20 protein-coding genes and 2 pseudogenes are annotated in these 23543 nt (G+C 71.1%); 5 read left to right on the top strand and 17 right to left on the bottom strand.

Annotated elements, in window-relative coordinates; genetic code table 11:
* Positions 1 to 169: 169 nt before the first annotated feature.
* From infB to mutM, 13 genes are all read right to left on the bottom strand, one after another.
* Positions 170 to 2659, bottom strand: a complete 2490-nt coding sequence (gene infB / locus BLT43_RS08800) for a translation initiation factor IF-2 (protein WP_090112007.1) — start codon at positions 2657 to 2659, stop codon at positions 170 to 172.
* A 5-nt stretch (positions 2660 to 2664) separates the two neighbouring features.
* A complete protein-coding gene (locus tag BLT43_RS08795) occupies positions 2665 to 3288 on the bottom strand; it encodes an RNA-binding protein (protein ID WP_090112004.1) in 624 nt (207 codons plus the stop codon).
* A 4-nt stretch (positions 3289 to 3292) separates the two neighbouring features.
* Positions 3293 to 4924 carry a transcription termination factor NusA gene (nusA, locus tag BLT43_RS08790; protein WP_090112002.1) on the bottom strand — a complete coding sequence of 544 codons (1632 nt, stop codon included), beginning with the start codon at positions 4922 to 4924 and terminating at the stop codon, positions 3293 to 3295.
* Positions 4924 to 5514, bottom strand: a complete 591-nt coding sequence (gene rimP, locus BLT43_RS08785) for a ribosome maturation factor RimP (RefSeq protein WP_090112000.1) — start codon at positions 5512 to 5514, stop codon at positions 4924 to 4926. Before rimP ends, nusA begins: the two co-directional genes overlap by 1 nt.
* A gap of 200 nt (positions 5515 to 5714) precedes the next feature.
* Positions 5715 to 8129: a DNA topoisomerase (ATP-hydrolyzing) subunit B gene (gyrB, locus tag BLT43_RS08780; RefSeq protein WP_090111998.1), complete on the bottom strand. Its 2415-nt coding sequence runs from the start codon at positions 8127 to 8129 to the stop codon at positions 5715 to 5717.
* 79 nt (positions 8130 to 8208) lie between these two features.
* A complete protein-coding gene (locus BLT43_RS08775) occupies positions 8209 to 8829 on the bottom strand; it encodes a LysE family translocator (RefSeq protein ID WP_090111995.1) in 621 nt (206 codons plus the stop codon).
* Positions 8826 to 9260, bottom strand: coding sequence for a VOC family protein (locus tag BLT43_RS08770; protein WP_090111993.1), 435 nt, complete (start codon positions 9258 to 9260; stop codon positions 8826 to 8828). Before BLT43_RS08770 ends, BLT43_RS08775 begins: the two co-directional genes overlap by 4 nt.
* Positions 9257 to 10357 (bottom strand): DNA replication/repair protein RecF, encoded by a 1101-nt coding sequence (gene recF / locus BLT43_RS08765; protein WP_090111991.1) that lies wholly within the window; start codon positions 10355 to 10357, stop codon positions 9257 to 9259. The genes BLT43_RS08770 and recF overlap by 4 nt, the downstream gene beginning before the upstream one ends.
* Positions 10358 to 10406: 49 nt before the next feature.
* Complete coding sequence (gene dnaN, locus BLT43_RS08760) at positions 10407 to 11525, bottom strand: DNA polymerase III subunit beta (RefSeq protein ID WP_090111989.1); 1119 nt, start codon at positions 11523 to 11525, stop codon at positions 10407 to 10409.
* Between the two features lie 117 nt (positions 11526 to 11642).
* On the bottom strand, positions 11643 to 13022 hold the full coding sequence (gene dnaA / locus BLT43_RS08755) for a chromosomal replication initiator protein DnaA (RefSeq protein ID WP_090111986.1): 1380 nt from the start codon (positions 13020 to 13022) through the stop codon (positions 11643 to 11645).
* A 905-nt stretch (positions 13023 to 13927) separates the two neighbouring features.
* Positions 13928 to 14194 (bottom strand): 30S ribosomal protein S20, encoded by a 267-nt coding sequence (gene rpsT / locus BLT43_RS08750; protein ID WP_085895157.1) that lies wholly within the window; start codon positions 14192 to 14194, stop codon positions 13928 to 13930.
* A 129-nt stretch (positions 14195 to 14323) separates the two neighbouring features.
* Positions 14324 to 15100 carry an enoyl-CoA hydratase-related protein gene (locus BLT43_RS08745; protein WP_090111984.1) on the bottom strand — a complete coding sequence of 259 codons (777 nt, stop codon included), beginning with the start codon at positions 15098 to 15100 and terminating at the stop codon, positions 14324 to 14326.
* A gap of 75 nt (positions 15101 to 15175) precedes the next feature.
* On the bottom strand, positions 15176 to 16027 hold the full coding sequence (gene mutM, locus BLT43_RS08740) for a bifunctional DNA-formamidopyrimidine glycosylase/DNA-(apurinic or apyrimidinic site) lyase (protein WP_090111982.1): 852 nt from the start codon (positions 16025 to 16027) through the stop codon (positions 15176 to 15178).
* 30 nt (positions 16028 to 16057) lie between these two features.
* Here mutM and ubiE point away from each other — a divergent pair, with 30 nt between their 5' ends.
* Both ubiE and ubiB read left to right on the top strand, forming a co-directional pair.
* A complete protein-coding gene (gene ubiE / locus BLT43_RS08735) occupies positions 16058 to 16855 on the top strand; it encodes a bifunctional demethylmenaquinone methyltransferase/2-methoxy-6-polyprenyl-1,4-benzoquinol methylase UbiE (protein WP_423222122.1) in 798 nt (265 codons plus the stop codon).
* Positions 16852 to 18378 carry a 2-polyprenylphenol 6-hydroxylase gene (gene ubiB / locus BLT43_RS08730; protein ID WP_090112364.1) on the top strand — a complete coding sequence of 509 codons (1527 nt, stop codon included), beginning with the start codon at positions 16852 to 16854 and terminating at the stop codon, positions 18376 to 18378. Before ubiE ends, ubiB begins: the two co-directional genes overlap by 4 nt.
* Before the next feature lie 189 nt (positions 18379 to 18567).
* Here ubiB and BLT43_RS08725 read toward each other — a convergent pair whose 3' ends face one another.
* Both BLT43_RS08725 and fliK read right to left on the bottom strand, forming a co-directional pair.
* The gene (locus BLT43_RS08725; protein ID WP_090111979.1) at positions 18568 to 19260 is read right to left on the bottom strand and encodes a flagellar hook capping FlgD N-terminal domain-containing protein; all 693 of its coding nucleotides are present in this window, start codon (positions 19258 to 19260) and stop codon (positions 18568 to 18570) included.
* 13 nt (positions 19261 to 19273) lie between these two features.
* On the bottom strand, positions 19274 to 19969 hold the full coding sequence (gene fliK / locus BLT43_RS18900) for a flagellar hook-length control protein FliK (protein ID WP_131802634.1): 696 nt from the start codon (positions 19967 to 19969) through the stop codon (positions 19274 to 19276).
* Positions 19970 to 20512: 543 nt separating this feature from the next.
* Between fliK and BLT43_RS08715 the strand changes: the two genes are divergently transcribed.
* The 3 genes and pseudogenes from BLT43_RS08715 to BLT43_RS19340 form a co-directional block, all read left to right on the top strand.
* On the top strand, positions 20513 to 20794 hold the full coding sequence (locus BLT43_RS08715; protein ID WP_090111975.1) for a rod-binding protein: 282 nt from the start codon (positions 20513 to 20515) through the stop codon (positions 20792 to 20794).
* On the top strand, positions 20791 to 21099 hold the full coding sequence (locus tag BLT43_RS08710; protein ID WP_090111973.1) for a hypothetical protein: 309 nt from the start codon (positions 20791 to 20793) through the stop codon (positions 21097 to 21099). Before BLT43_RS08715 ends, BLT43_RS08710 begins: the two co-directional genes overlap by 4 nt.
* Before the next feature lie 156 nt (positions 21100 to 21255).
* Positions 21256 to 21396 (top strand): annotated as a pseudogene (locus BLT43_RS19340) (flagellin N-terminal helical domain-containing protein); the annotation flags it as partial.
* Between the two features lie 23 nt (positions 21397 to 21419).
* On the opposite strand, the pseudogene BLT43_RS08705 reads toward BLT43_RS19340, so the two are convergent.
* Both BLT43_RS08705 and BLT43_RS08700 read right to left on the bottom strand, forming a co-directional pair.
* Positions 21420 to 22652 (bottom strand): annotated as a pseudogene (locus BLT43_RS08705) (flagellar hook protein FlgE); the annotation flags it as partial.
* Positions 22653 to 22709: 57 nt separating this feature from the next.
* Entirely contained in the window at positions 22710 to 23510 is an 801-nt protein-coding gene (locus BLT43_RS08700) for a flagellar motor protein MotB (RefSeq protein WP_090111969.1), read from the bottom strand.
* Positions 23511 to 23543 lie beyond the last annotated feature (33 nt).

Below are 23543 nucleotides of genomic sequence, written 5' to 3'. Positions count from 1 at the left end.
GATGTTTCGCTGCAGGCGTCTCCCGCGCCTCGACTCGGGAGGCGTCGCGCCGGCGCAGTCTACCACGTCCGCCCCCGCGCGCGGCCATGAAACCGGCCGGGCCTGGCCTCTGAAACGCAGAAGGGCGGCCCGAAGGCCGCCCCCATGCACAGTCTCTCGCGGTTTCGGGTCAGAGCGTGCGCTCGACCGACTCCCGTTCGAAGATCTCGATCACGTCGTTCGGACGGATGTCCTCGTAGTTCTCGAAGGCCATGCCGCATTCCTGACCCGACTGCACCTCGGACACTTCGTCCTTGAAGCGCTTGAGCGTCTTCAGCGTGCCTTCGTGGATCACCACGTCGTCGCGCAGCAGGCGCACGCCGGCCGAGCGGCGGGCGACGCCCTCGGTGACGAGGCAGCCGGCGACCTTGCCGACATTGGAGACCTTGAAGACCTCCTTGATCTTCGCATAGCCGATGAAGCGCTCGCGGATCTCGTTCGACAGCAGGCCCGAGGCCGCCGCCTTCACGTCGTCCACGAGGTCGTAGATCACGCTGTAGTAGCGGATCTCGACGCCCTTCTGGTTCGCGGCCTGGCGCGCCGGCGCGTTGGCCCGGACGTTGAAGCCGAAGACCGGGGCACCGCTCGCTTCCGCGAGGCCGATGTCGCTCTCGGTGATGGCGCCGACGCCGGAATGCAGCACGCGCACCCGCACCTCGTCGTTGCCGATCTTCTCCATCGCCTGGACGATCGCCTCGGCCGAGCCCTGCACGTCGGCCTTCACCAGGATCGGCAGCTCCGACACGTTCTCGTCGGCCTTGGCCTTGGCCATCATCTGCTCGAGCGTGGTGGCGGCACCGGCGGCGGCGCGCTTCTCCTTGGCGGCGTTGGCGCGGTACTCGGCGATCTCGCGGGCCTGCGACTCGGTCTCGACGACGTTGAGCACGTCGCCCGCCTCGGGCGTGCCGTTGAGGCCCAGCACCTCGACCGGGACCGACGGGCCGGCTTCCTCGACCCGCTCGCCCTTGTCGTTGACCAGCGCGCGCACCTTGCCCCACTGCTCGCCGACGACGAAGATGTCGCCGCGCTTCAGCGTGCCGTTCTGCACCAGCACGGTCGCGACCGGGCCGCGGCCGACATCGAGCTGCGCCTCGATCACCGCGCCCTGGGCCGACCGGTTCGGGTTGGCCTTGAGCTCGAGGATCTCGGATTGCAGCGCGATCGCCTCGAGCAGCTCGTCGAGACCCTTGCCGGTCACGGCCGAGACCTCGACGTCCTGCACGTCGCCCGACATCTTCTCGACGATCACCTCGTGCTGGAGCAGCGTGGTGCGCACCTTGTCGGGGTCGGCATCGGGCTTGTCGACCTTGTTGATCGCCACGATCATCGGCACCTTGGCGGCGCGGGCGTGATTGATGGCCTCGATGGTCTGCGGCATCACCGCGTCATCGGCGGCCACCACCAGCACCACGATGTCCGTCACCTGCGCGCCGCGGGCGCGCATCGAGGTGAAGGCCGCGTGGCCGGGCGTGTCGAGGAAGGTCAAACGCGTGCCGCTCTCGGTGTCGACCTGGTAGGCACCGATGTGCTGGGTGATGCCGCCGGCCTCGCCGGAGACCACCTTGGTCTTGCGGATCGCGTCCAGCAGCGAGGTCTTGCCGTGGTCGACATGGCCCATCACGGTGATGATCGGCGCGCGGTCCAGCAGGTCCGAGGCCTTGTCCTCGGTCTGCTCGATCACCTGCTCGACATCGGCGTCCGAGACGCGGACGACGCGGTGGCCGAACTCCTCGATGATCAGCTCGGCGGTGTCGGCGTCGATCGACTGGTTCTGGGTCGCCATGACGCCGTTGTTCATCAGCGACTTGACCACGTCGGCCACGCGCTCGGCCATGCGGTTCGCCAGCTCGCCCACGGTGATCACCTCGGGCAGCTGCACGTCGCGCGTCACCTTCTCGCGCTGCACGGGGCCGCCCATCGCCTTCTGGCGGGCGCGCTCCTGCTTGCGCTTCATCTGCGCCATCGAACGCTGCCGCCCGCCATCGCCCGAAAGCGCCTGGTTCAGCGTCAGCTTGCCCGAGCGACGGTTGTCGCCGCCCTTGCCGGGCTTGGCCTTCTTGTCGCGGGCGTCGCGGTCGCGGTCGGCGGGCTTGCGCGGGCCGGAGCCCGGGCGCGGGCCGCCGCCGGCGGGCTGGGCCGGCTGGGCCGCGGCGGGCTGGGCCGGGGCCGCGGGCTCGGCGGCGCGGCGCGCGGCCTCGGCGGCCTCGCGCTTCTTGCGCTCCTCTTCCTCGGCCTTGGCCTTCAGCGCTTCCTCGCGCTCGCGATCCTCGCGTTCCTTGGCCTCGATCTCGGCGCGGCGACGCTCGCGCTCCTCGGCGCGGGCGGCCTCCTCGGCGGCGCGCTTCTCGGCCTCCTCGGCCTCGCGGGCGCGGGCCAGGGCGAGCGCGCGCATCCGGCGCTCGAGCTCGGCCTCGCTGATCCCGGCCGGGCGCTTGGAGGGGTCGCCCTTCACCGAGCCGGCCGCCGCGGCGCCCGACGCGGCGCCGGGCTTGGACACCACGCGCTTGCGTTTCGTCTCGACCACGACGTTCTTGGTCCGGCCGTGGCTGAAGCTCTGCTTGACGTTCCCCGGACGGGACCCGCGCAGACCAAGAGGTTTCTTGCCGTCGGTATCGCTCATCAGATTTACATATCCTTCCCGGAGGCCGTATCGCCGCCGTTGCTCTCTCGTAGACCGCGTAGTTTCGCGGCCTCCTCTACAACACGGTCGCTGAGTCCGCCAGTCGCGAGCGCGCCATGTATCACACTTTGCCGACCGAATGCCAAACCCAATTCGGCAGAAGTCAGGCAGCCGAAATATCGCGCCCCGGTCGGGGTCCAGAGCTTGGTCTTGCCGCGCTCGGACCCGTCTGAGGCCTGCAGCAGCACGCGAACGTGACCCGCCGCGAGCGCCGCCTTCACCTTTTCGAAGCCAGCCACCGCCAGCCCCGCCTTGCGCGCCAGCGCGATCAGGTCGACCACGCGGCGCGCCTGCTGGCGCTCCACCTCGTCGGCCAGATCCTCGCGCACCGTCACCGGCGCCTTGGCGGCGCGGGCGAACTGCCCGCGCTTGGCCTGCGCGATCACGCCGCGATCGGCGGTCACCCACAGGCCGCGGCCCGGCAGCTTGCCCAGGATGTCGGGCACCACCTGGCCGTCGGGGCCGACCACGAAGCGGATCAGCCCGGGCTTGGGCTGGACCTCACCGCTGACGATGCAGCGCCGCTCCGGGCCGTCGGCCCGCTCCGTCTTCGCTCCGCCCCGCCCCATGCGCTCAGGCCTCGTCCTGCGCCTCGGCCTCGGCCGCGGCGGCCTCGGCGGCAGCGGCCTCCTCGGCCGCCAGCTCGTCGGGATCGACCCAGCCCAGCGCCACGCGCGCGGTCATCACCAGCTCCTGCGCCTCCTCGAGGCTGACGTCGAAGGGCTCGAGCACGCCGTCATCCTTGATGCGCTCGCCGTTCTGCACGGTCCAGCCGCCGGCCAGCTCCCAGTCGGCGCAGGTGGCGAAGTCCTCGAGCGAGTTGACGCCGTCCTTGGCCAGCGCCTCGACCATCTGCGGGCTGAGCCCCGGGAAGGAGATCAGGCTGTCCTCGGCCCCCAGTTCGCGGGCGCGCTCGAGCGCGGCCTTGTTCTGGGCGTCGATGTAGTCGCGGGCGCGCGCCTGAAGCTCGGCGGCGGTGTCCTCGTCCACCCCGTCGATCACCAGAAGCTCGTCCTGGTCGACATATGCGACCTCATCGAGATTTGTGAACCCCTCGGCGACCAGAAGCTGCGCGAAGAACTCGTCGAGATCGAGCGTGTCCATGAACAGCTTGGTGCGGGTCTCGAACTCGGCCTGGCGGCGCTTCGATTCCTGCTCCTCGGTCATGATGTCGATGTCGAGCCCGGTGAGCTGGCTCGCCAGGCGCACGTTCTGGCCGCGCCGGCCGATGGCGAGCGACAGCTGCTCCTCGGGCACCACGACCTCGATCCGCTCGGCGTCCTCGTCGAACACCACCTTCGAGACCTCGGCCGGCTGCAGCGCGTTGACGAGGAAGGTCGGCATGTCCTCGTTCCACGGGATGATGTCGATCTTCTCGCCCTGCAGCTCGCCCACCACGGCCTGGACGCGGCTGCCGCGCATGCCGACGCAGGCGCCGACCGGGTCGATCGAGCCGTCATGGCTGATCACCGCGATCTTGGCGCGGCTGCCGGGGTCGCGGGCCACGGCGCGGATCTCGATGATGCCCTCGTAGATCTCGGGCACTTCCATGCGGAACAGCTCGGCCATGAACTCGGGCGCGGTGCGGCTGAGGAAGATCTGCGGGCCGCGCACCTCGCGGCGCACGTCCTTGACGTAGCAGCGGATGCGGTCGCCGGGGCGGTAGGCCTCGCGGCCGATCTTCTCGTTGCGGCGCAGCACCGCCTCGCCGGCGCCGGGAAGCTCGACGACGATGTTGCCGTATTCCTCGCGCTTGACGGTGGCGTTGATGATCGTGCCGGCGCGATCCTTGAACTCTTCGTACTGGCGGTCGCGCTCGGCCTCGCGGACCTTCTGCAGGATCACCTGCTTGGCCGACTGCGCGGCGATGCGGCCCAGCTCGACCGGCGGCACCTCCTCCTCGTAGACGTCGCCCACCTTGGGGTCGTCCATGTACTGGCGGGCCTGCGCGACGGTGAACTCGGCCTGGTAGTTCTCCAGCGCCTCGTCCTCGACCACGGTGCGCACGCGGGTGAAGGTCGCGCGCCCGGTCTTGCGGTCGATCGCGACGCGGATGTCCATCTCGGCGCCGTAGCGGGACTTGGCGGCGCGCGCGAGCGATTCCTCCATCGCCTCGACCACGAGGCCCGGATCGATCATCTTCTCGCGCGCCACCGCCTCGGCGGTCTGCAGCAGCTCAAGCTGGTTGGCGGAAGTGATGGCCATCAGTCGTTCTCCTCATCCCCATCCATGATGGTTTCTACCTGGTCGAATTGGCTTTCGTCGATCTGGCCGGCATCCTTGCGGCTGCGCAGCACCTCGCGGATCAGATCGTCGGTCAGCACCAGCTTGGCGTCCGACAGCCAGTCGTATTGCAGACCGATGGTGACCGTCTCTCCGGCCTCCTCGATCTCGATCAGCACCTCGCCGTCCTCGACGCCCTGCAGCACGCCCTTGAAGCGGCGGCGGCCGTCGATCAGCTCCTCGGTCTCGATCTTGGCGACGTAGCCCTGCCACTGCTCGAAATCCTTGAGCCGGGTCAGCGGCCGGTCGATGCCGGGCGAGGAGACCTCGAGCGTGTAGGCGTCTAGGATCGGGTCCTCGACATCGAGCACGGCCGAGACCGCGGTCGAGATCTGGCCGCACTCGTCGACCTCGATCGTGCCGTCGGGCTTCTGGGCCATCAGCTGCAGGGTGGTGGACTTGCCGGACATCAGCCGCACGCGCACCAGCTCGAACCCGAGCCCGGCGATCACGGGTTCGACGATCTCGCGGATGCGGCGGTCGATTGATGCCTTGGCGATGAGGTCGGACATGGGGTCCTCCAAGCACAAAAAAACGGGCCAGCGGCCCGTCGGTCTTTCCCGGTGGGCGCCGGGGGTGGAGACCGGCGCGCCGCTGTCACGCTGGCATATAGGCCCCCGCCCCCGAGTCGGCAAGGGCTCATTGCCCCGCCGGGGCGGCAGCCCGGCCCGGGGGGCGCGACGCGGCGCCCCGGACCGTTCCCTGCAAGGTCTCAGAAGTCGAGATGCTCGACGCTGAGCGCGTTCTGCTGGATGAAGTCGCGCCGCGGCTCGACCGCGTCGCCCATCAGCTTGGTGAAGAGGTCGTCGGCCTCGGTCGAATCGTCGATCTTCACCTGCAGGAGCGTGCGCGCCTCCGGGTCGAGCGTGGTCTCCCACAGCTGGTCGGGGTTCATTTCGCCCAGGCCCTTGTAGCGCTGCAGCGTCAGGCCGCGCTGGCCCTCCTCGAGGATCGCGTCGAGCAGGTCGAGCGGGCCGTGGATCAGCTGGTGGCGGTCCTTGCGCACCAGCGTCGCGGGCATCTCGTAGATCTCCTGCAGCGCCTTGGTGAAGCTGCCGGTCTTGCGCGCCTCGCCCGAGCGCAGCATCGGGCCGTCGAGCGTGCGCACCTCCTCGACCCCGCGCAGGATGCGCGCCAGCCGGATGCCGTGATCCTGGGTGATGCGGCCGCGCCAGCCGCGCTCGTATTCCAGCGCGATCAGGTCGAGCCGCTTCGCCACCTTGTCGGCCACGCCCTGCAGGTCGGCATCGACCGCGCCGGGCACGAAGGCGCCCGAGATCGCCGCCTGTTCGAGGATATGGCGCGGGTAATGCGTCGGGAAGGCCTCGAGCACGCGCCTGAGCTGGCGCGCCTCCTCGACCACGCGCAGAAGGTCGTTGCCGGTAATCTCCTCGCCCGAGCCGAGCCGCAGCGCCGCGCCCTCGACGCCCTGGTGGATCAGGTAGTCGTCCATCGAGGCCTGGTCCTTGAGGTAGACCTCCGACTTGCCGCGCGTCACCTTGTAGAGCGGCGGCTGCGCGATGTAGAGATGCCCGCCCTCGATCAGCTCCGGCATCTGCCGGAAGAAGAAAGTGAGCAGCAGCGTCCGGATATGCGCGCCGTCGACATCGGCGTCGGTCATGATGACGATCTTGTGGTAGCGCAGCTTCTTGATGTCGAACTCGTCGCGGCCGATGCCGGTGCCGAGCGCCATCACCAGGTTGCCGATCTCCTGGCTCGAGAGCATCCGGTCGAAGCGCGCGCGCTCGACGTTGAGGATCTTGCCCTTGAGCGGCAGGATCGCCTGCGTGCCGCGGTCGCGGCCGGTCTGGGCCGAGCCGCCGGCCGAGTCGCCCTCGACCAGGAAGACCTCGGTCTTCGACGGGTCCTTCTCGGAGCAGTCCTTGAGCTTGCCGGCGAGGAAGTTCACGTCCATCGCGGTCTTGCGGCGGGTCAGCTCGCGCGCCTTGCGCGCGGCCTCGCGCGCCAGCGCCGCCTCGACGATCTTGCCGACGATGGTCTTGGCGATGTTGGGGTTCTCCTCGAACCACTCGGCGAGCTTTTCGCCGACGAGGTTCTCGACCGCCGGGCGCACCTCGGAGGAGACCAGCTTGTCCTTGGTCTGGGACGAGAATTTCGGGTCCGGCACCTTCACCGACAGCACGCAGGTCAGCCCCTCGCGCGCGTCGTCGCCGGTGAAGTTGACCTTCTCCTTCTTGGCGATGCCCGAGGACTGGGCATAGGCGTTGATGGTGCGGGTCAGCGCGCCGCGGAAGCCCGCCATGTGGGTGCCGCCGTCGCGCTGCGGGATGTTGTTGGTGAAGGGCAGCACGGTCTCGTGGAAGGTGTCGTTCCACCACATCGCCACCTCGATGCCGATGCCATCCTTCTCGCCCTCGATCCAGATCGGCTCGGGCATGACCGGGTGCTTGGAGCGGTCGAGATACTTCACGAACTCGCGCACGCCGCCCTCGTAGAACAGCTCGCTGTGCAGCGGCTGGGCCGGGCGGTCATCCTCGAGGATGATGCGCACGCCGGAATTGAGGAAGGCCAGCTCGCGCAGCCGCTTCTCCAGTGTCTCGAACACGTAGTCGAGGTTGGAGAAGGTGTCGGTCGAGGCGAGGAAGCGCACCTCGGTGCCGGTCTGGTCGGTCTCGCCGACTACGGTCAGGTGCTGCGCGGTCTCGCCGCGCTCGAAGCGGGCGACGTGCTCGCGGCCGTCGCGCCAGATGCGCAGTTCCAGCCAGTCCGACAGCGCGTTGACGACCGAGACGCCGACGCCGTGCAGGCCGCCCGAGACCTTGTAGGAGTTCTGGTCGAACTTCCCGCCCGCATGCAGCTGGGTCATGATGACCTCGGCCGCCGAGACGCCCTCCTCGCGGTGCAGGTCGGTGGGGATGCCGCGGCCGTTGTCGCGCACGCTGACCGAGTTGTCGGCGTGGATCTTGACGTGGACGAAGTCGGCATGGCCGGCCAGCGCCTCGTCGATGCCGTTGTCGACGACCTCGTAGACCATGTGGTGCAGGCCCGAGCCGTCGTCGGTGTCCCCGATATACATGCCCGGACGCTTGCGGACCGCGTCCAGGCCCTTGAGAACCTTGATGGAATCGGCGCCGTAGGCGTTGGGTTGCAGGGCGGGTTCGGCCATGTGTGGAATCCTCGGGTCAGTGCCCGCGGAATATACGAATACTGGTGGGGGATGTCACGGTCTTCCCCCATATTTTGCGCTAGATGAAGGGGATGAGCAGCCCTATGCCGAGCAGCATCGCCCCGGCCGCGAGATTGGTCCGCCTGAGCGCCGCGGGCGCGGTCAGAAGCGCCCGCGCGCGGTGGATCGAGGCGGCCAGCACGAGGTTGCCCAAAAGCGGCACCGCGAAGGAGACGGCGCAGATCGCGACGATGTCGGGCGCGGTCAGCCGCGACAGGTCGAAGAAGCCCGGCAGCATGCCCATGTAGAACAGCACCGCCTTGGGGTTGCCGATGATCACCGCGAGGCCGGCGCCGAAGCCCGCCCACATGCCGGGCCGGGTCAGCCGTCCGTCGGCGGCGATGCCGCGCCCGGCATGGCGCAGCACCATCGCGCCCATCCACAGGAACATCGCCGCCGCCACCCAGCGCAGCGCCTCGAGAAAGCCGCCATAGACCGAAAGCACCCAGCTCACCCCGAGGATCGCCAGAAGCGGCCAGAGCACGTCGCCCACCACCACGCCGAGCGCCAGCGGCCAGGCAGCCTGGAAGCCGCCCGACAGCGCCCGCGCCGTCAGCGCCACCCAGACCGGGCCGGGCGTCAGGAACAGCACGAGGAGCGCGCCCGCATAGAGCGCGATGTCGTGCAGATCGAGCGTCATTCCGGCTCCGGCAGGGTCAGCGTGCCGTCATCCGAGAGCGGCCAGAACGGGTTGTGCGCGACCTCCCAGACATGGCCGTCCGGGTCGGCCCAGTAGCCGGAATAGCCGCCCCAGAACACCTTCTCGGGCGCCTTCACCGGCGTCGCGCCCGCGTCGAGCGCGGCGGTCCAGGCCGCGTCCACCGCCTCGCGGTCGGGCAGGTTCTGCGCCAGCGTCATCGCGCCGGTGCCGAGCGTCGCGTTGGGCCGCCCCTGGTCGGCGGCAAGGTCGCCCAGGCCGAACAGGCCGAGCACCATGCCCGGCATCTGGTAGAAGGTGACGCTGTCCTGGCTGGAGCCGTGCGGCGTCCAGCCAAGCTTGGCGTAGAAGTCCTTCGAGCGGGCCATGTCGGCCACGCCGAGGGTGATGAGGGTCACGCGCTGCGGTGTCATGTCGTCTCCCCGACCTGCGACTCGCCCCCGGTCTCGGTCACCTCGAAGCGCTGGGCGCGCTCGCCCAGATCCTCGAACAGTCCCGGCTCGGTGCCGGTCATGAAAGCCTGCAGGCCGAGGGCGCAGATCTCGTCATAAAGCGCCGCGCGGCGGCGGCTGTCCAGATGCGCCGCGACCTCGTCGAGCAGCAGCACCGGCGGCGCGCCGCCCTCGGCGGCGAGCGCCCGGGCATTGGCGAGGATCAGCGAGATCAGGAGCGCCTTCTGCTCGCCGGTCGAGGCGTCGCGCGCGGCCACCCCCTTGGCGCGCCAGACCGCGTCGAGATCGGCGCGGTGCGGCCCGATCAGCGTGCGCCCGGCGGCCATGTCGCGCGGCCGCATCGCCGCGAAGGCCGCGCGCAGCCCCTCGGCCTCCTCCGGCGTCTCGTCGGGATAGCCGAGCGCGAGGTCGGCCGCCGGAAAGGCCGTCTCGGCCTCGCCCTGCGCGGCCACCAGCCGGGCGATCGCGGCGCGGCGCGCGATGGATATGGCCTCGCCCGCCTGCGCCATCCGCCCCTCCAGCGCCGCGTACCAATGCGCGTCGCGCACCCCGTCCTTCAGCAGGCGGTTGCGCTCGCGCATCGCCTTCTCGTAGTCGAGCGCCGCCTCGGCATGGCCGGGCTCGAAGCTCATCACCGCGCGGTCGAGAAACCGCCTGCGCCCTTCCGCCGCCTCGATCCAGAGCCGGTCCATCGAGGGCACCAGCCACAGCACCCTGAGCACGCGCGCCAGCGCCACCTGCGGCACCGCCTTGCCGTCGATCCGCACGCTTCGGGTCTGGCCGGCCTCGGCGCGGGTCTCGATCTCGTGCGGCGCGCCCTCGGCCTCGACGGCGGCCCAGACCTTCCAGCCCAGCCGCTCGGGCCGGCGCGCGATCTCCTCGGCCCCGGCGCGGCGCATGCCGCGCCCGGGCGAAAGCAGCGACACCGCCTCGATCAGGTTGGTCTTGCCCGCCCCGTTCGGCCCGTAAAGCGCGACGGGCCGCCCGTCGAGCGACAGGGCGGCCCGCTTGTGGGAGCGGAAATGCGACAGGTCGAGCGAGGTGACGGCCGCCTTCACGCGCGGCCCTCCCTCACTTCACTCTGCAAATACTCGGATCCCGCCGGCGTCACACGCGCATCGGCATGACGACATAGACCGCCGAGAGGTCGTCGCCCTCGCGCACCAGCGCCGGGTCTCCGGAGGAGTTGAACAGGAACACCGCGTTCTCGCGGTCGACCTGGCTCGCGATCTCGAGCAGGTACTTGGCGTTGAAGCCGATCTCCAGCCGCTCGTCGCCATAGGCCACGGCGAGCTCCTCCTCGGCGGCGCCGCTGTCGGGGGCGTTGACCGAGAGCACCAGCCGGTCCTCGTCGAGCGCCAGCTTGACCGCGCGCGAGCGCTCGGAGCTGACGGTGGCGACCCGGTCGACCGCCTTGGCGAACTCGTTGGCGTCGACCTCGAGCCGCTTCTGGTTGTTCTGCGGGATCACCCGGCTGTAGTCGGGGAAGGTGCCGTCGATCACCTTGGAGGTCAGGGTGATGGCGGGGGTCGCGAAGCGCACCTTGGTCTCGCTGACCGAAACCTCGATCAGCGCCTCGTCGTCGTCGAGAAGCTTGCGCAGCTCGCCCACGGTCTTGCGCGGCACGATCACGCCGGCCATGTTCGCGGCCCCCTCGGGCAGCTCGGCATCGACCCGGGCGAGGCGGTGGCCGTCGGTGGCGACGCAGCGCAGCGCGCGGCCGGTCTCGCCGTCGGCCACGTGCATGTAGACGCCGTTCAGGTAGTAGCGGGTCTCCTCGGTGGAGATCGCGAATTTCGACTTGTCGAACAGCCGGCGCAGCACCGGGGCGGGGGCGGTGAACTCGGCCTCGTATTCCGAGGAGGCCATCACCGGGAAGTCCTCCTTGGGCAGCGTCGCGAGCTGGAAGTTCGAGCGGCCCGCCTCGATCGAGAGCCGGCCCGAGGCGCCCTGATCGGTCAGCGTCACCAGCGCGCCGTCGGGCAGCTTGCGGACAATCTCGTTCAGAAGCACCGCGGCGACGGTGGTGGCGCCCTCACGCTCGACGGTGGCGGGGGCGCGGTCGACCACCTCGATGTCGAGATCGGTGGCGCGGAAGCGCACCGCGTCGCCCTCGGCCTCGATCAGCACGTTGGCGAGGATCGGGATGGTGTTGCGGCGCTCGACCACGGATTGCGCCTGGGCGACCGCCTTGAGCAGCACGCCGCGTTCGATACTGAATTTCATGTCCCTCGCTCCGCAGTTGCCGGGCCCTCGGGCCGGGATGGAAAACCTAACGGTTTTCCACAGCCGAACAAGCGTTTTCCGAGGTCAAACGGGGCCTGCGGCCGGCCCCTTGCGCGCTCACTCCTCGAGCGCGCGGCGCAGCAGTTCGAGATCGTCGGCGATCTGGCTGTCGGTGGCCTTCAGCTCCTCGATCTTGCGCACCCCGTGCATGACGGTGGTGTGGTCGCGCCCGCCGAAGCGGCGGCCGATCTCGGGCAGGGAGCGGGCGGTCATGTGCTTGGCGAGATACATCGCCACCTGCCGCGGCCGGGCGTAGCTGCGCAGCCGCTTCGGGCCGATCATGTCCGACAGCCGGATGTTGTAGTGCTCCGACACCTTCCGCTGGATCTCCTCGACGGTGATCTTGCGATCGGAGGCGCGCAGGATGTCGGCGAGGCAGTCCTGCGTCATGTCGAGCGAGATCTCGCGCCCGACCAGCGAGGCGAAGGCGAAGAGCCGGGTCAGCGCGCCCTCGAGCACGCGCACGTTGTTCGAGATGCGGTGCGCGAGGAACTCGAACACGCCGGGCTGGACCACGATGCCGGGATATTGCTGGCGGTAGTAGTCGGCCTTGGCCTGCAGGATGCCGACGCGCAGCTCGAAATCGGTCGGGAAGAGGTCGACGACCAGCCCCGAGCCCATGCGCGAGGTGATCCGCTCCTCGACGTCCTTCATGGCGCCCGGCGCGCGGTCGGCCGAGATGATGATCCGCTTTCCGGCGTCGATCAGCGCGTTGAAGGTGTGGAAGAACTCCTCCTGCGTCGAGTCCTTGCCGCCGAGGAACTGGATGTCGTCGACCATGAGCACGTCGACCGAGCGGAACAGCTGCTTGAAGTCCATCATGCGCTTGTCGCGCAGCGCGGTGATGAAGCGGTACATGAACTGCTCGGCGGAGGTGAGCACGACCTTGAGATGCGGCTGGTTGGCCTTCAGCTCGTGGCCGATGGCGTGCATCAGGTGGGTCTTGCCGAGACCGACGCCGCCATAGAGGAACAGCGGGTTGAAGCCGAGATTGCCGCCCTCGGCGATCCGGCGCGCCGCGGCGTGGGCCATCTCGTTGGGCTTGCCGACGACGAAGCGGTCGAAGGTGAAGCGCGGGTCGAGCGAGGCCGAAGGCGTGGCGTCGTCATCCTCGGCCGCGGCCTGCACCGCCGGGGCGGTGGCGGCAGCGGCGGGCGCGGCGGCGCCGGGCTGCGGGCGCGGGGCGGGACGGGCCGCGCCGGTCTGGGCGAAGGAGAGGCGCTGCACCGTGGCGCCGGCGCGGCGCAGATGCTGCAGGATCTGGTCGCCGAAGTTCTGCAGCACGTAATTGCCGTGGAAGGCGGTCGGCGCGCCGAAGCGGACGACGCCGTCGGCCAGCTCCTCGAAGCGCAGCGGCGCGATCCAGGTGGTGTGGTTGTTCGACCCCACCGCCCGCTTCAGTTCCTCGCTGACCTCTGCCCAAATCCCGTCCGTCATCATCCTGTCCCCGGCCCTGCCTTCGTCGATCCGGACGCGCCCGCCGCGCCCGGCTGCGCTTCACATCATCGCGGCACGACGGGGCCGATCGCCGGCGCGCAAGCACCGGCGCCATGCGGCGCCCGACTGGCCGAACCTCCGGGCCGGAGCGGACGACGGCGGAGCCGCCGGCCGGCCTCTCGGCGCGGCCCGGGATCGGGACATGCAGCAAACCGGCCCGCTGGCGCGGGCCCGTCGCAGACAAATGCGCCACGGCGCCCACGCGGCACAGGGCCGCGCGCCGTCACGCCTCATGTGAGCGGGCGCCCCGTTTGCAGCTCGATCAACGGCCTTGCAGCTGGCCGTCCGACCGGCGGGGTGCCGACCCGTCCATGTTCCCCCAGGAACGATGTGAATCGCAGGAGCAAGTTAGCCGCGCGGCTCGCGAGTCGACAACCGAACAACGCGCTTGACCACGGCTTTGCCCGGATCGAATCCGGGCGACTCTGCCCGGGCCCCTGAATCCCAAGGGCCATCGCGGGATGGCAGGCGCGGCGGTCACGACCGGCCGGTTTCGGCCGGGTTTTCCTAGCGTGGGAACTTGACAGGCACATGACGGACACGGGCCGCGATTCCGGCGATCTGTCGCAGCGGCAATGGGGTGCCTCGTTACCGCCACGGCCTTGACCGGTATCGCGTTTTCGCACTGGGAAACGCCTCGGGAATCGCCATGCCATTGCTGCATGGCAGCCAGTCTCCCAAGCCGCGGGCGGCGAAAATTTCGCGCCCGCGCGGGAACAGAATCGCGCCCGCCCGGCGCGGCCCCGGACGCCCACTGGCGCCCGCGGAGGCCCCCGTGAAACCGGCACGAAAAAGGGGCGCACCGCGTGGTGCGCCCCTTCCTCAACTCGTCGCTGTCGTCGCGATCAGGCGGCCAGCGCCTTCACCCGCGAGGACAGGCGCGACATCTTGCGTGCCGCGGTGTTCTTGTGGACGACACCCTTGGTGACGCCGCGCATCAGCTCGGGCTGAGCTTCGCGCAGGGCGGCCTGGGCGGCGTCCTGCTGACCGGAGGCGATCGCCTCCTCGACCTTGCGCAGGAAGGTGCGGATGCGCGACCGGCGCATCTTGTTGATCGCGAAGCGGCGCTCGTTCTGGCGAGCGCGCTTCTTGGACTGGGGCGTGTTGGCCATGTGTCGAGAATCCACTTGCGGGGTAACTGTTCTGAAGCCGCGTCTCTAAGGCCGAGTCGGCCCGCAGTCAACCGCCCTCGCGGCCTTTTCCACAGGCCCCGGCCGTCATCGGCCGACGGCGCTTCCGTCTCAGCGGTCGCGGTATTGCGGCTCGCGCTTCTCGCGGAAGGCGGCCATGCCCTCGGCCTGGTCCTCGGTCGAGAACAGCGCCTCGAACAGCCGCCGCTCATAGGCCAGCCCCTCGGTCAGCGGCAGCTCCTGGCTGCGGTTCACCGCCTCCTTGATCGCGAGCACCGAAAGCTGGCTCTTCTCGGCGATCTTGGCGGCGGCCTGCCGCGCCTCCTGCGCGAGCTGCCGCGCCGGCACGACGCGGCTGACGAGGCCTGCGCGCTCGGCCTCCTCGGCCGACATGAAGCGGCCCGTCAGATGCATGTCCATCGCCTTGGGCTTGCCCACCGCGCGGGTCAGCCGCTGGCTGCCGCCCATGCCCGACATGATGCCGAGATTGACCTCCGGCTGGCCGAACTTGGCGGTGTCGGCGGCGATGATGAAATCGCAGGCCATGGCCAGCTCGCAGCCGCCGCCCAGCGCGTAGCCCGCGACGGCCGCGACCACCGGCTTGCGGATGCGCGCGAGCCTGGCCATGTCGCCCGCGTAGAGCGCGCGGCGATACATCTCGACGAAGCCGAGGTCGGCCATCTCGGCCACGTCGGCCCCGGCGGCGAAGGCCTTGTCGGAGCCGGTCACGACGATGCAGCGCACCTTGTCGGAGGCGTCGGCCTCCTCGAGCGCGGCCACCAGCTCGCGCAGCAGCACCGAGTTGATGGCGTTCATCGCCTCGGGGCGGTTCAGCGTGACGTTGCAGATGTCGTCCGAGGTTTCGACGAGGATGGTCTTGTAGGCCATGGGGTTCTCCGGGGCAGCGGCGGTTCCCGGATTGATGACGCGCCGCGCCCGGGCCTTCAAGTCACCTCTGCCCGATCACTTTTGGCAGCTCGCGCACCAGAAGGTCGAGCGCCCCGCCTGCACGATCCGGCCGATCTCGCCCTCGCAGCCCTCGGCCGGGCAGCGCGCGCCCTCGCGGTCATAGACCCTGAAGCCGTGCTGGAAGTAGCCCATCGCGCCGTCGGCCTGCCGGTAATCCTTGAGCGAGGAGCCCCCCGCCGCGATCGCCTCCTCCAGCACCACGCGCACCAAGGGCACCAGCGCCGCGATCCGCGCCTCCGAGATCCGGCCCGCCTTGCGGCGCGGGTCGATGCCGGCGCGGTGCAGCACCTCGCAGACATAGATGTTGCCGAGGCCCGCCACGACCTTCTGGTCCAGCAGCGCCGTCTTGATCGGCACCATCCGCCCCTTCAGCCGCGCCACGAGATAGGACTCGTCGAAGTGGTTGCCCAAGGGCTCCGGCCCGATGTCGCGCAGGAGCCGGTGGTCTTCGAGCGCCTCGGTCGGCGCGAGGTCCATCGCCCCGAAGCGGCGCGGGTCGTTGAAGGTGACGCGCGCGCCGCCCTGCATCTCCAGCACCACGTGGTCGTGCTTGCCGGGCGCCGGGTGATCCACGTGAAACCGCCCGAGCTTCACGCCCGAGACGGTCATCCGCCCCGACATGCCCAGATGCACGATCAGCGTCTCGCCGCCCGAGAGATCGGCGAGGATGTATTTCGAGCGCCGGCGCAGCCGCTCCACCCGCTGGCCCGACAGCCGCTCGGCCATCCGCTCGGGGAAGGGCCAGCGCAGGTCGGGGCGGTTCACATGGGCGGTCTCGATCCGGCGGCCCTCCATCGCGGGCAAGAGCCCGCGGCGAACCGTCTCGACCTCCGGCAATTCGGGCATGGGTTCTTTCTTTCGGCTGCCGCGGCCTATATGCCGCCACTGAGCCCTATCAAGGGTGCGAGGCGGCACGGGACAAGACCCTTGAGCGAAGAGCAGACCACCCATTTCGGCTACCAGACCGTGCGCGAGGAGGAGAAGGCCGGCCGCGTGCGCGGCGTGTTCACCTCCGTCGCCTCGCGCTACGACGTGATGAACGACGTGATGAGCGCCGGCATCCATCGCCTCTGGAAGGACGCGATGATGGACTGGCTGGCGCCGCGCCCGGGGCAGGAGCTTCTGGACGTGGCCGGCGGCACCGGCGACGTGTCGTTCCGCTTCCTCAAGCGCGCCGGCCACGGCCACGCCACGGTCTGCGACCTGACCGAGCCGATGCTGGTCGAGGGCCGCAAGCGGGCCGAGGCCGAGCGGCTCGGAGACAGCCTCGACTGGGTGGTGGGCGACGCCATGGCGCTGCCCTTCCCGTCGAACAGCTTCGACGTCTACACGATCAGCTTCGGCATCCGGAACGTCACCCGGCCCGAGAAGGCGCTGGAAGAGGCCTACCGCGTGCTGCGCCCCGGCGGCCGGCTGATGGTGCTGGAGTTCAGCCAGATCCCGAACGATCTGATGCAGCGGGTCTACGACCTCTACAGCTTCAACGTCATCCCGGCGATGGGCCAGCTGATCGCCAACGACCGCGACAGCTACCAGTACCTCGTCGAGTCGATCCGCCGCTTCCCCGACCAGGAGACCTTCCTCGGCATGGTGCGCGACGCGGGCTTCGAAAACGCCAAGTACCGCAACCTGACGATGGGCGTGGCCTGTCTGCATTCGGGGTGGAAGCTCTGAGGGGGCCGCACAATCTCCTGAGGCTGATCCGCACCGGCGCCACCTTCGAGCGCACGGGCGCGATGGCCGAGGTGCTCGAGGCGCTCGACGCGCCGCGCCCGCTCCGCGTGGCGATCCGGGTGCTGGCCGCGCCGTTCCGCTGGCTCGGCTACGAGGGCGACCCCGAGATGCCGCCCGCCACCCGCGCGCTGACCGCGCTGGGCCCTGCCTACATCAAGTTCGGCCAGATCCTCTCGACCAGACCGGACGTGGTCGGCGACGAGATCGCGGTGCAGCTGCGCGTCCTACAGGACCGTCTGCCGCCCTTCCCGACCGCGCAGGCCAAGCGCGCCGTCGCGATCGAGCTGGGCCAGCCGGTCGACAAGCTCTTCTCCGAGTTCTCCGAGCCGGTCGCTGCCGCCTCGATCGCGCAGGTGCACCAGGCGCGGCTGGCCGAGACCGGCGAGACGGTGGCGGTGAAGGTGCTGCGCCCGGGCATCGAGAAGGCCTTCCGCCGCGACATCGACGCCTTCTACTTCGTCGCCCGGATGATCGAGCGGCTGGTGCCCGGCTCGCGCCGTCTGCGCCCCGTCGAGGTGATCGCGCATTTCGAAAGCGTGGTGCTGGGCGAGCTGGACCTGCGCCTCGAGGCCGCCGCCGCGGCCGAGTTCGCCGCCAACACCCATGACGACGCGGGCTTCGAGGTCCCGGCGCTGCACTGGCACCTCTCAGGCCGGCGGGTGATGACGCTGAAATGGGTCGAGGGCATCTCGGCCGCGCGCACCGCCGAGATCGACGCCGCCGGCCACGACCGCGCGCGGCTTGCCGAGCGGGTGCTGCAGCTCTTCCTGAGCCACGCGCTGCGCGACGGCTACTTCCACGGCGACATGCACCAGGGCAACCTCAAGGTCGGCCCGGACGGCACGCTGATCGCGCTCGATTTCGGCATCATGGGCCGGATCGACGAGTACACCCGCCGGGTCTATGCCGAAATCATCTTCGGCTTCATCCGCAAGGATTACCGCCGCGTCGCCGAGGTGCATTTCGAGGCGGGCTACGTCCCCGCCGACCGCGACGTCGACGCCTTCGCCTCCGCCCTGCGCGCCGTCGGAGAGCCGATCTTCGGCATGGACGCCTCGCGCATCTCGATGGCGCGGCTCCTGAATTACCTGTTCGAGGTGACCGAGCGCTTCGGCATGCAGACCCGCACGGAGCTGATCCTGCTGCAGCGCACCATGGTGGTGGTCGAGGGCGTCGCGCGCACGCTCGACCCGCATATCAACATCTGGAAGGCGGCGCGCCCCGTGGTCGAGGATTACATCCGCGACAACATCGGCCCCAAGGCGGTGGCGCGCGATCTCGGCCGCACCGTGCAGGTGCTGTCGCGCTTCGGCCCGCGCCTGCCGGCTCTGGCCGAGGCGGCGCTGGTGCGCCAGAGCCACCCCGAGCCGCCCGCCCCCAAGCGCGAGATGCCCCCCCTCGCCTGGGTCGCCATCGGCGCCGGGCTGACGGCGGCGGCGGGCTGGATCGCCTCGCTGGTCTAGGCCCTCGCGGCCGGCCGGTCGCATCTCCGCCACGATCCGGTCTCCGTTCTCCCCGGCGGCGTATCGCCCGGACCTTCCCGCACGACGCCGCCGATCATCCGGATCGCACCCGGCCATCCTACGCCCCGCGGCCGGCCCGGCCGGCGGCCGGGAGCCACCGGAATCGGCTCCGTTTCCCCCGATCCGACCCTACCCTCCCTCGCGCAGCGCGCTCACCGCGCCCGGCGCGACCTCCGCCCCGCCCTCGAGCCGCAGCACCGGTCCCTCGGGGCCGAGCCGCACCTCGCGCACCCGCCCATAGGTCTCGACCGTCTCGCGCGCGATCTCGGCGCCCCCCGCGAAGCTGACGACCTCGAAATCGTAGAGCCCCTCGGGCAGCGGCCGCCCCTCGGCGTCGGTGCCGCCAGCCCAGTCTATGCTCTGCGCCCCGGGCCCCAGCCCGTGCCGCCCGACCACGCGGCCGCCGGCATCTGTGACCACCAGCTCGGCGCTCTCGGCCCCCGGCGCGGGCGCAAGCTCGAGCCGCATCGCCTGCCCCGACAGCTGCACCGGCATCGCCGCGCGCACCTCGCGCCCGACCCAGCCCGACAGGTCGGCCAGCCCGCCGCCGCCCGTGCGCTCCAGCATCTGCCCCAGAAGCTCGTTGCCCCGGATCTGCTGCTCGACCCCCGAAAAGGTGGCGAGCTGCACCGCGTAATCGGCCGAATCCATCGGCGAAAGCGGGTCCTGGTTGCGGATCTGCGCGGTCAGCATCTTGAGAAAGGTGTCGAATTCGGGGTTCAGCACCGGCCCGGCGCCGGTGGCCCCCGCCGCCCCTGCCGCCGGGGTCGGCGCGGCCGGCACGGCCGAAGCGGCGGGCATGGTCGGAACAATCTCGGTCATCTCGTTCTCCTTCTCACAGCCGCAGGTCGAGACCCGCCGCCCCGCCCGCAGCGCCCGTCCCCAGAGGCACGAAAACGGCCCTGGCGGGCCGCGTCTCCGGCCCCGGCGCGGCCTCTGCGCCGGGATCGTCCGGATCGGGCGCGGGGCGGTCCTCCCGCCCGGCGAAGTTCAGGTCGATGGTCTCCCACCCCTCGGCACGCAGCTCCTGCGCCAGCTCCTGCAGGTGGCGGCGCAGCAGCGCCTCGGTCTCGGGCCGCTCGGCCTGCAGGGTCAGCGTGACGCGGTCGCCCGCGCTCTCGACCTGCAGCGCCAGCCGCCCCAGCTCCTGCAGGTCGATGCTGAGCCCGGTCGCCGCGCCGCCCTGCGGTGCGGCTTGCGGCTGGACCAGCACCGCGACCTGCGCGGCGACCAGCCGTGGCAGCGCGGCGGCGCGCGGGGCCTCTGCCCGCGGCTCGGCCTGCGCCGCCACCTCGCCGCCCGTCGCGCCCGACCCGACATCGCCCGCCGGTTCGGCCAGCGGCGCGACCTCGGTCGCGGGCCGTGCCGCCGGGCCGGACTGCCGTGGCGCCGGGGCCGGCAGCATGGGCCCCATCGCAATATCGCTCGCGGCGGCGAGTCGTGCCTCGGGCGCCTTTGCGTCCTGCGTCATCCCCCCGCCCGCGCGCTCGCCCGCCGCCAATGCCAGCAGCGCCGCCGGCCCGGTGGCCACGCCTGCGCCCTGACCGCCGGGAGCCTTGCCCCCCGGCGCCGCTCCCGGCGGGTCCGGCCCCTCCTCATGGCCCGCGCCCCGCGCCGGACCGTCCGGGCCATGCCCGACGGCAGGCACGGCCGCGCCGTTCGGCCCTGTCTCCGTGTCCTCTTCAGGCGCTTCGGCGCGGGGTTCGAGCCGCGGGCGATCCTCACCCCCCAAGCCCTCGCCCCCGGCCTCCTCCAAAACCTCCGGCTCTCCGCCTTCCTCACCGGCCGACTCCGGCCCGACGGCCTCCCCCGGCCGCTCGTCGCCCCCCGTCTCGGCGCGCAATGCCGCGGCGAATCCGCCGCCACCCCTCTCAGACGGCAAGGCAGGCTTCGGCGGGCCGGGCGGCGGGCCGGGCGGCGCGGCGGGCGGCGCGGCGGGCGGCGCGGCGGGCGACAGGGCGGCGGGCAGCTGCATTCGGACCTCGGGCAGGGACGCGCCCATCATGCCCGGCAAGGCTTACCCGATCTTTACCGCCACGGCCGATCCTCGCGCCGATCCGCAACAGGAGCGCCCATGACCCCGCTGACCGCCATCCCGCCGCAGGCACCGCCCGCCGCCGCCCCGGACCCCCTCCGCGCCGCCGCGCAGAGGCTCGAGACCGGCTTTCTGGCCGAGATGCTCAAGACCGCCGGCCTCGGCGCCGCGCCCTCGGGCTGGGGCGGCGGCGCGGGCGAGGAGCAGTTCCGCTCCTTCCTCGTCGAGGCGCAGGCCGAGCGCATCACCGCCGCCGGCGGCATCGGGCTGGCCGACGCGCTCTACCGCTCGCTGTCGCGCAACGCGGCGGGCGCGCCATGAGCCTCGCCGCCCTTCTGGCCGAGGAACGCGCCCTGTTGCGCGCGGGCGCGCATGACCGGCTCGGCGATCTCGCCCGGCGCAAGGCGGCGCTGGCCGGGACGCTGACCCCGGACGAGGCGCGCGCCCTGGCGCCCGAGCTTGCGCGCAATGCCGGCCTGCTGCGCGCCGCGATGGAGGGGATGCGCGCCGCGATGGCGCAGACCCGCGCCCGGACGCAGGCGCGGGCCGGCTTCGCCACCTACGGCCCCGACGGCCGACGCGCCGGAATCGACTCCAATCCGCGCGATCCCGGCGCGCGGCGTTAGGGCCGGCTTAATCCCGGCCTGCCATAACGGGCCCATCGCGGCGGGGCATCCCCCGGTCCGCCCGGCGTCAGAACGGCCGTCCCGCCCGCGCAGAGCGCGCTGGCGATCTTCCGCAACCCGGCGCGCGAAAGCCGCCGCGACGAAGGACGACGCAACATGTCGAGCATTCTGACCAACAACGGCGCGATGGTCGCGCTGCAGACCCTCAAGGGCATCAACTCCAGCCTCTCCAAGACCCAGACCGAGATCTCGACCGGCAAGTCGGTCTCCTCGGCCAAGGACAACTCGACGGTCTGGATCACCTTGGCGTTCGAGGAATAGGCGCGCTGGGTCTGGATCAGCTGGGTCAGCTCCTCGGCGACGTCGACGGCGGATTCCTCGCGCGCGAAGCCAGCCACCTCGCCCACCGGGCCGTCGCCCGCGTCCCACAGGAGCATCGCCCCGCTCTCGGCGCTGACGGAATAGCTCTGGCCGTCATGGGTCATCAGGCCGTTGGGGTTGGCGACGTCGACCAGCGGCACCTGGAAGATGCGGCGGCTGGTGCCGTTGTCGTAATGGGCGTGGACGTAGCCGCCGGCATCGACCTCGACCGAGGCGAGGTTGCCGGTGGGCGCGCCGTCGCGTTCGACCGAGAGCGGCGCGAAGGCGTCGCCCAGCTGCGACAGGCCGCCGATCTCGCCGGGGCGGCCGATGGTCAGGCCGATCGGCCCGCCCGCCGCCGCGACCTCGAGCCGGCCGGTGGCCGGGTCGTAGCCGCCGCCGGTGGTGGCGATGACGCTCTCGATCCGGCCGCCGGCGGCACGGTCGGCCGAGAAGGCGATGTCGTATTCGCCGATCACCGCGCCGCCCGAGGCGGCATCGGCGACCTGCAGGGTCCAGGCGTTGGTGTCGGCGGCGCCGGGGGCGGGAAGCTGCGGCGTGAAGGTCAGGTCGAGCCGCTGCGGCGCGCCGAGATTGTCGTAATACTCGACGCTCAGGTTTTCGGGCAGGCCGTCGGCGCCGTCCTGCGTGGCGGTGGCGGGCAGGTTGACGCCCAGCGCCACCTCGGTGGTGGGCTGGCCCGAGAGCGCGCCGGTGGGCACCCGCACAGGCGCGAGCGCCAGCGCCGAGTCGCGCGGCATGGCGCCGATGGTGCCATCGGCGGCGGCGGGCCAGCCGAGCAGCACCTGCCCGTCGGGGCTGCGCAGGTAGCCCGCGGAATCGGTGCGGAAGGAGCCGGTGGTCACCAGCCGGAAATCGCCCGCCCCCGCGTCGTTGGCGTTGGCCGCGACCGGCAGGAAGCCGCGGCCGCGCACCGCGAGGTCGGTCGGGTTGGAGGAGGCCGAGAGCGCGCCGCCCGTGTCGATCAGCCGCTGGGTGCTGGTGGCGACGCCGCCCGCGACGTAGCGCCCGCCGCCGCCGCCGCCCTCGAGCACCAGAGAATGGAAATCGGTCACGGCGCGGCGATAGCCGTGGGTGGCGGAGTTGGCGATGTTGTCGGAGATGGTGGCGAGGCGCTGGGCGTTGGCGGCGAGCCCGGCGACGCCCGCGCCAAGCGAGGAGGAGATGGTCATGGTGGCCCTTCCGGTGGCTGTCGGGAGAGAGCCTAGACGGGCGGGCTTAAGGCCGGGCTAACGCGCCGTGCGGATCAGGGTGATCTCGATGCGTTCGCTGCGGTCGGCGTGCCCGGTGACGCGACGGATGCGGATGGGCGCGACGCCGCCCGTCTCGAGCGCGCGGCGCGCGGCGTCGGCGCGGGCCGCCGAGAGCGGCCAGACCGGGTTCTCGGCCAGCACCACGGGACGGGCGGCGAGATGCGCGCCGAGGCCCACGGGGTTCTGCACCAGCCCCGCCGCCTGCGCGGCGAGGGCCAGAAGCTCGACGGTGACCGGCAGCGGCTCGGCGGCGCCGGGCGCAAAGATCGGCGCGCCGGGGCGAGCGAAGATCTCGATCACCAGACCTTCGTCGGTGAGGCGGGTGACGACATGGCGCAGCGCCTCGCGCGAGACGAGGCTTTCGCCGCCCTGCCCGATCAGCACCGCCTCGGCGGCGCGCAGCGCGGCCACCTCGGCGGCCTGCGCCGCGCCAGAGGATTTCTCGGGGGCGAGGTCGAGCGGCACCGCGCCCATGACGCCGATCTCGGCGCCGGTGCCGCTCTCGCTCATGGCCTGGGTCTGGTGCAGGGCCGAGCCGTCGAGCACCTGCGCGCCGCCGCCGGAGGTGCGGCTGATCGCGATAGTCGGGGCGAAGTAGTCGGCGAGGCCCTTGCGCTGCTGCTCGGTGGTGGCGTTCAAGAGCCACATCAGCATGAAGAAGGCCATCATCGCGGTGACGAAATCGGCATAGGCGACCTTCCACGCCCCGCCGTGATGGCCGTCGCCGGCGACGACCTTCTTGCGTTTCACGATGATCGGCGCGTTGCCCTGCCCCATCGCCCGGCCCCCCTGCTGTCCCGGGGAAGGGTC

It is taken from the genome of Limimaricola pyoseonensis, from assembly GCF_900102015.1.
GTDB classification, from domain to species: domain Bacteria; phylum Pseudomonadota; class Alphaproteobacteria; order Rhodobacterales; family Rhodobacteraceae; genus Limimaricola; species Limimaricola pyoseonensis.
The sequence above is the reverse complement of the archived record's forward strand: the minus strand, read 5'-3'. Positions and strand labels throughout refer to the sequence as shown.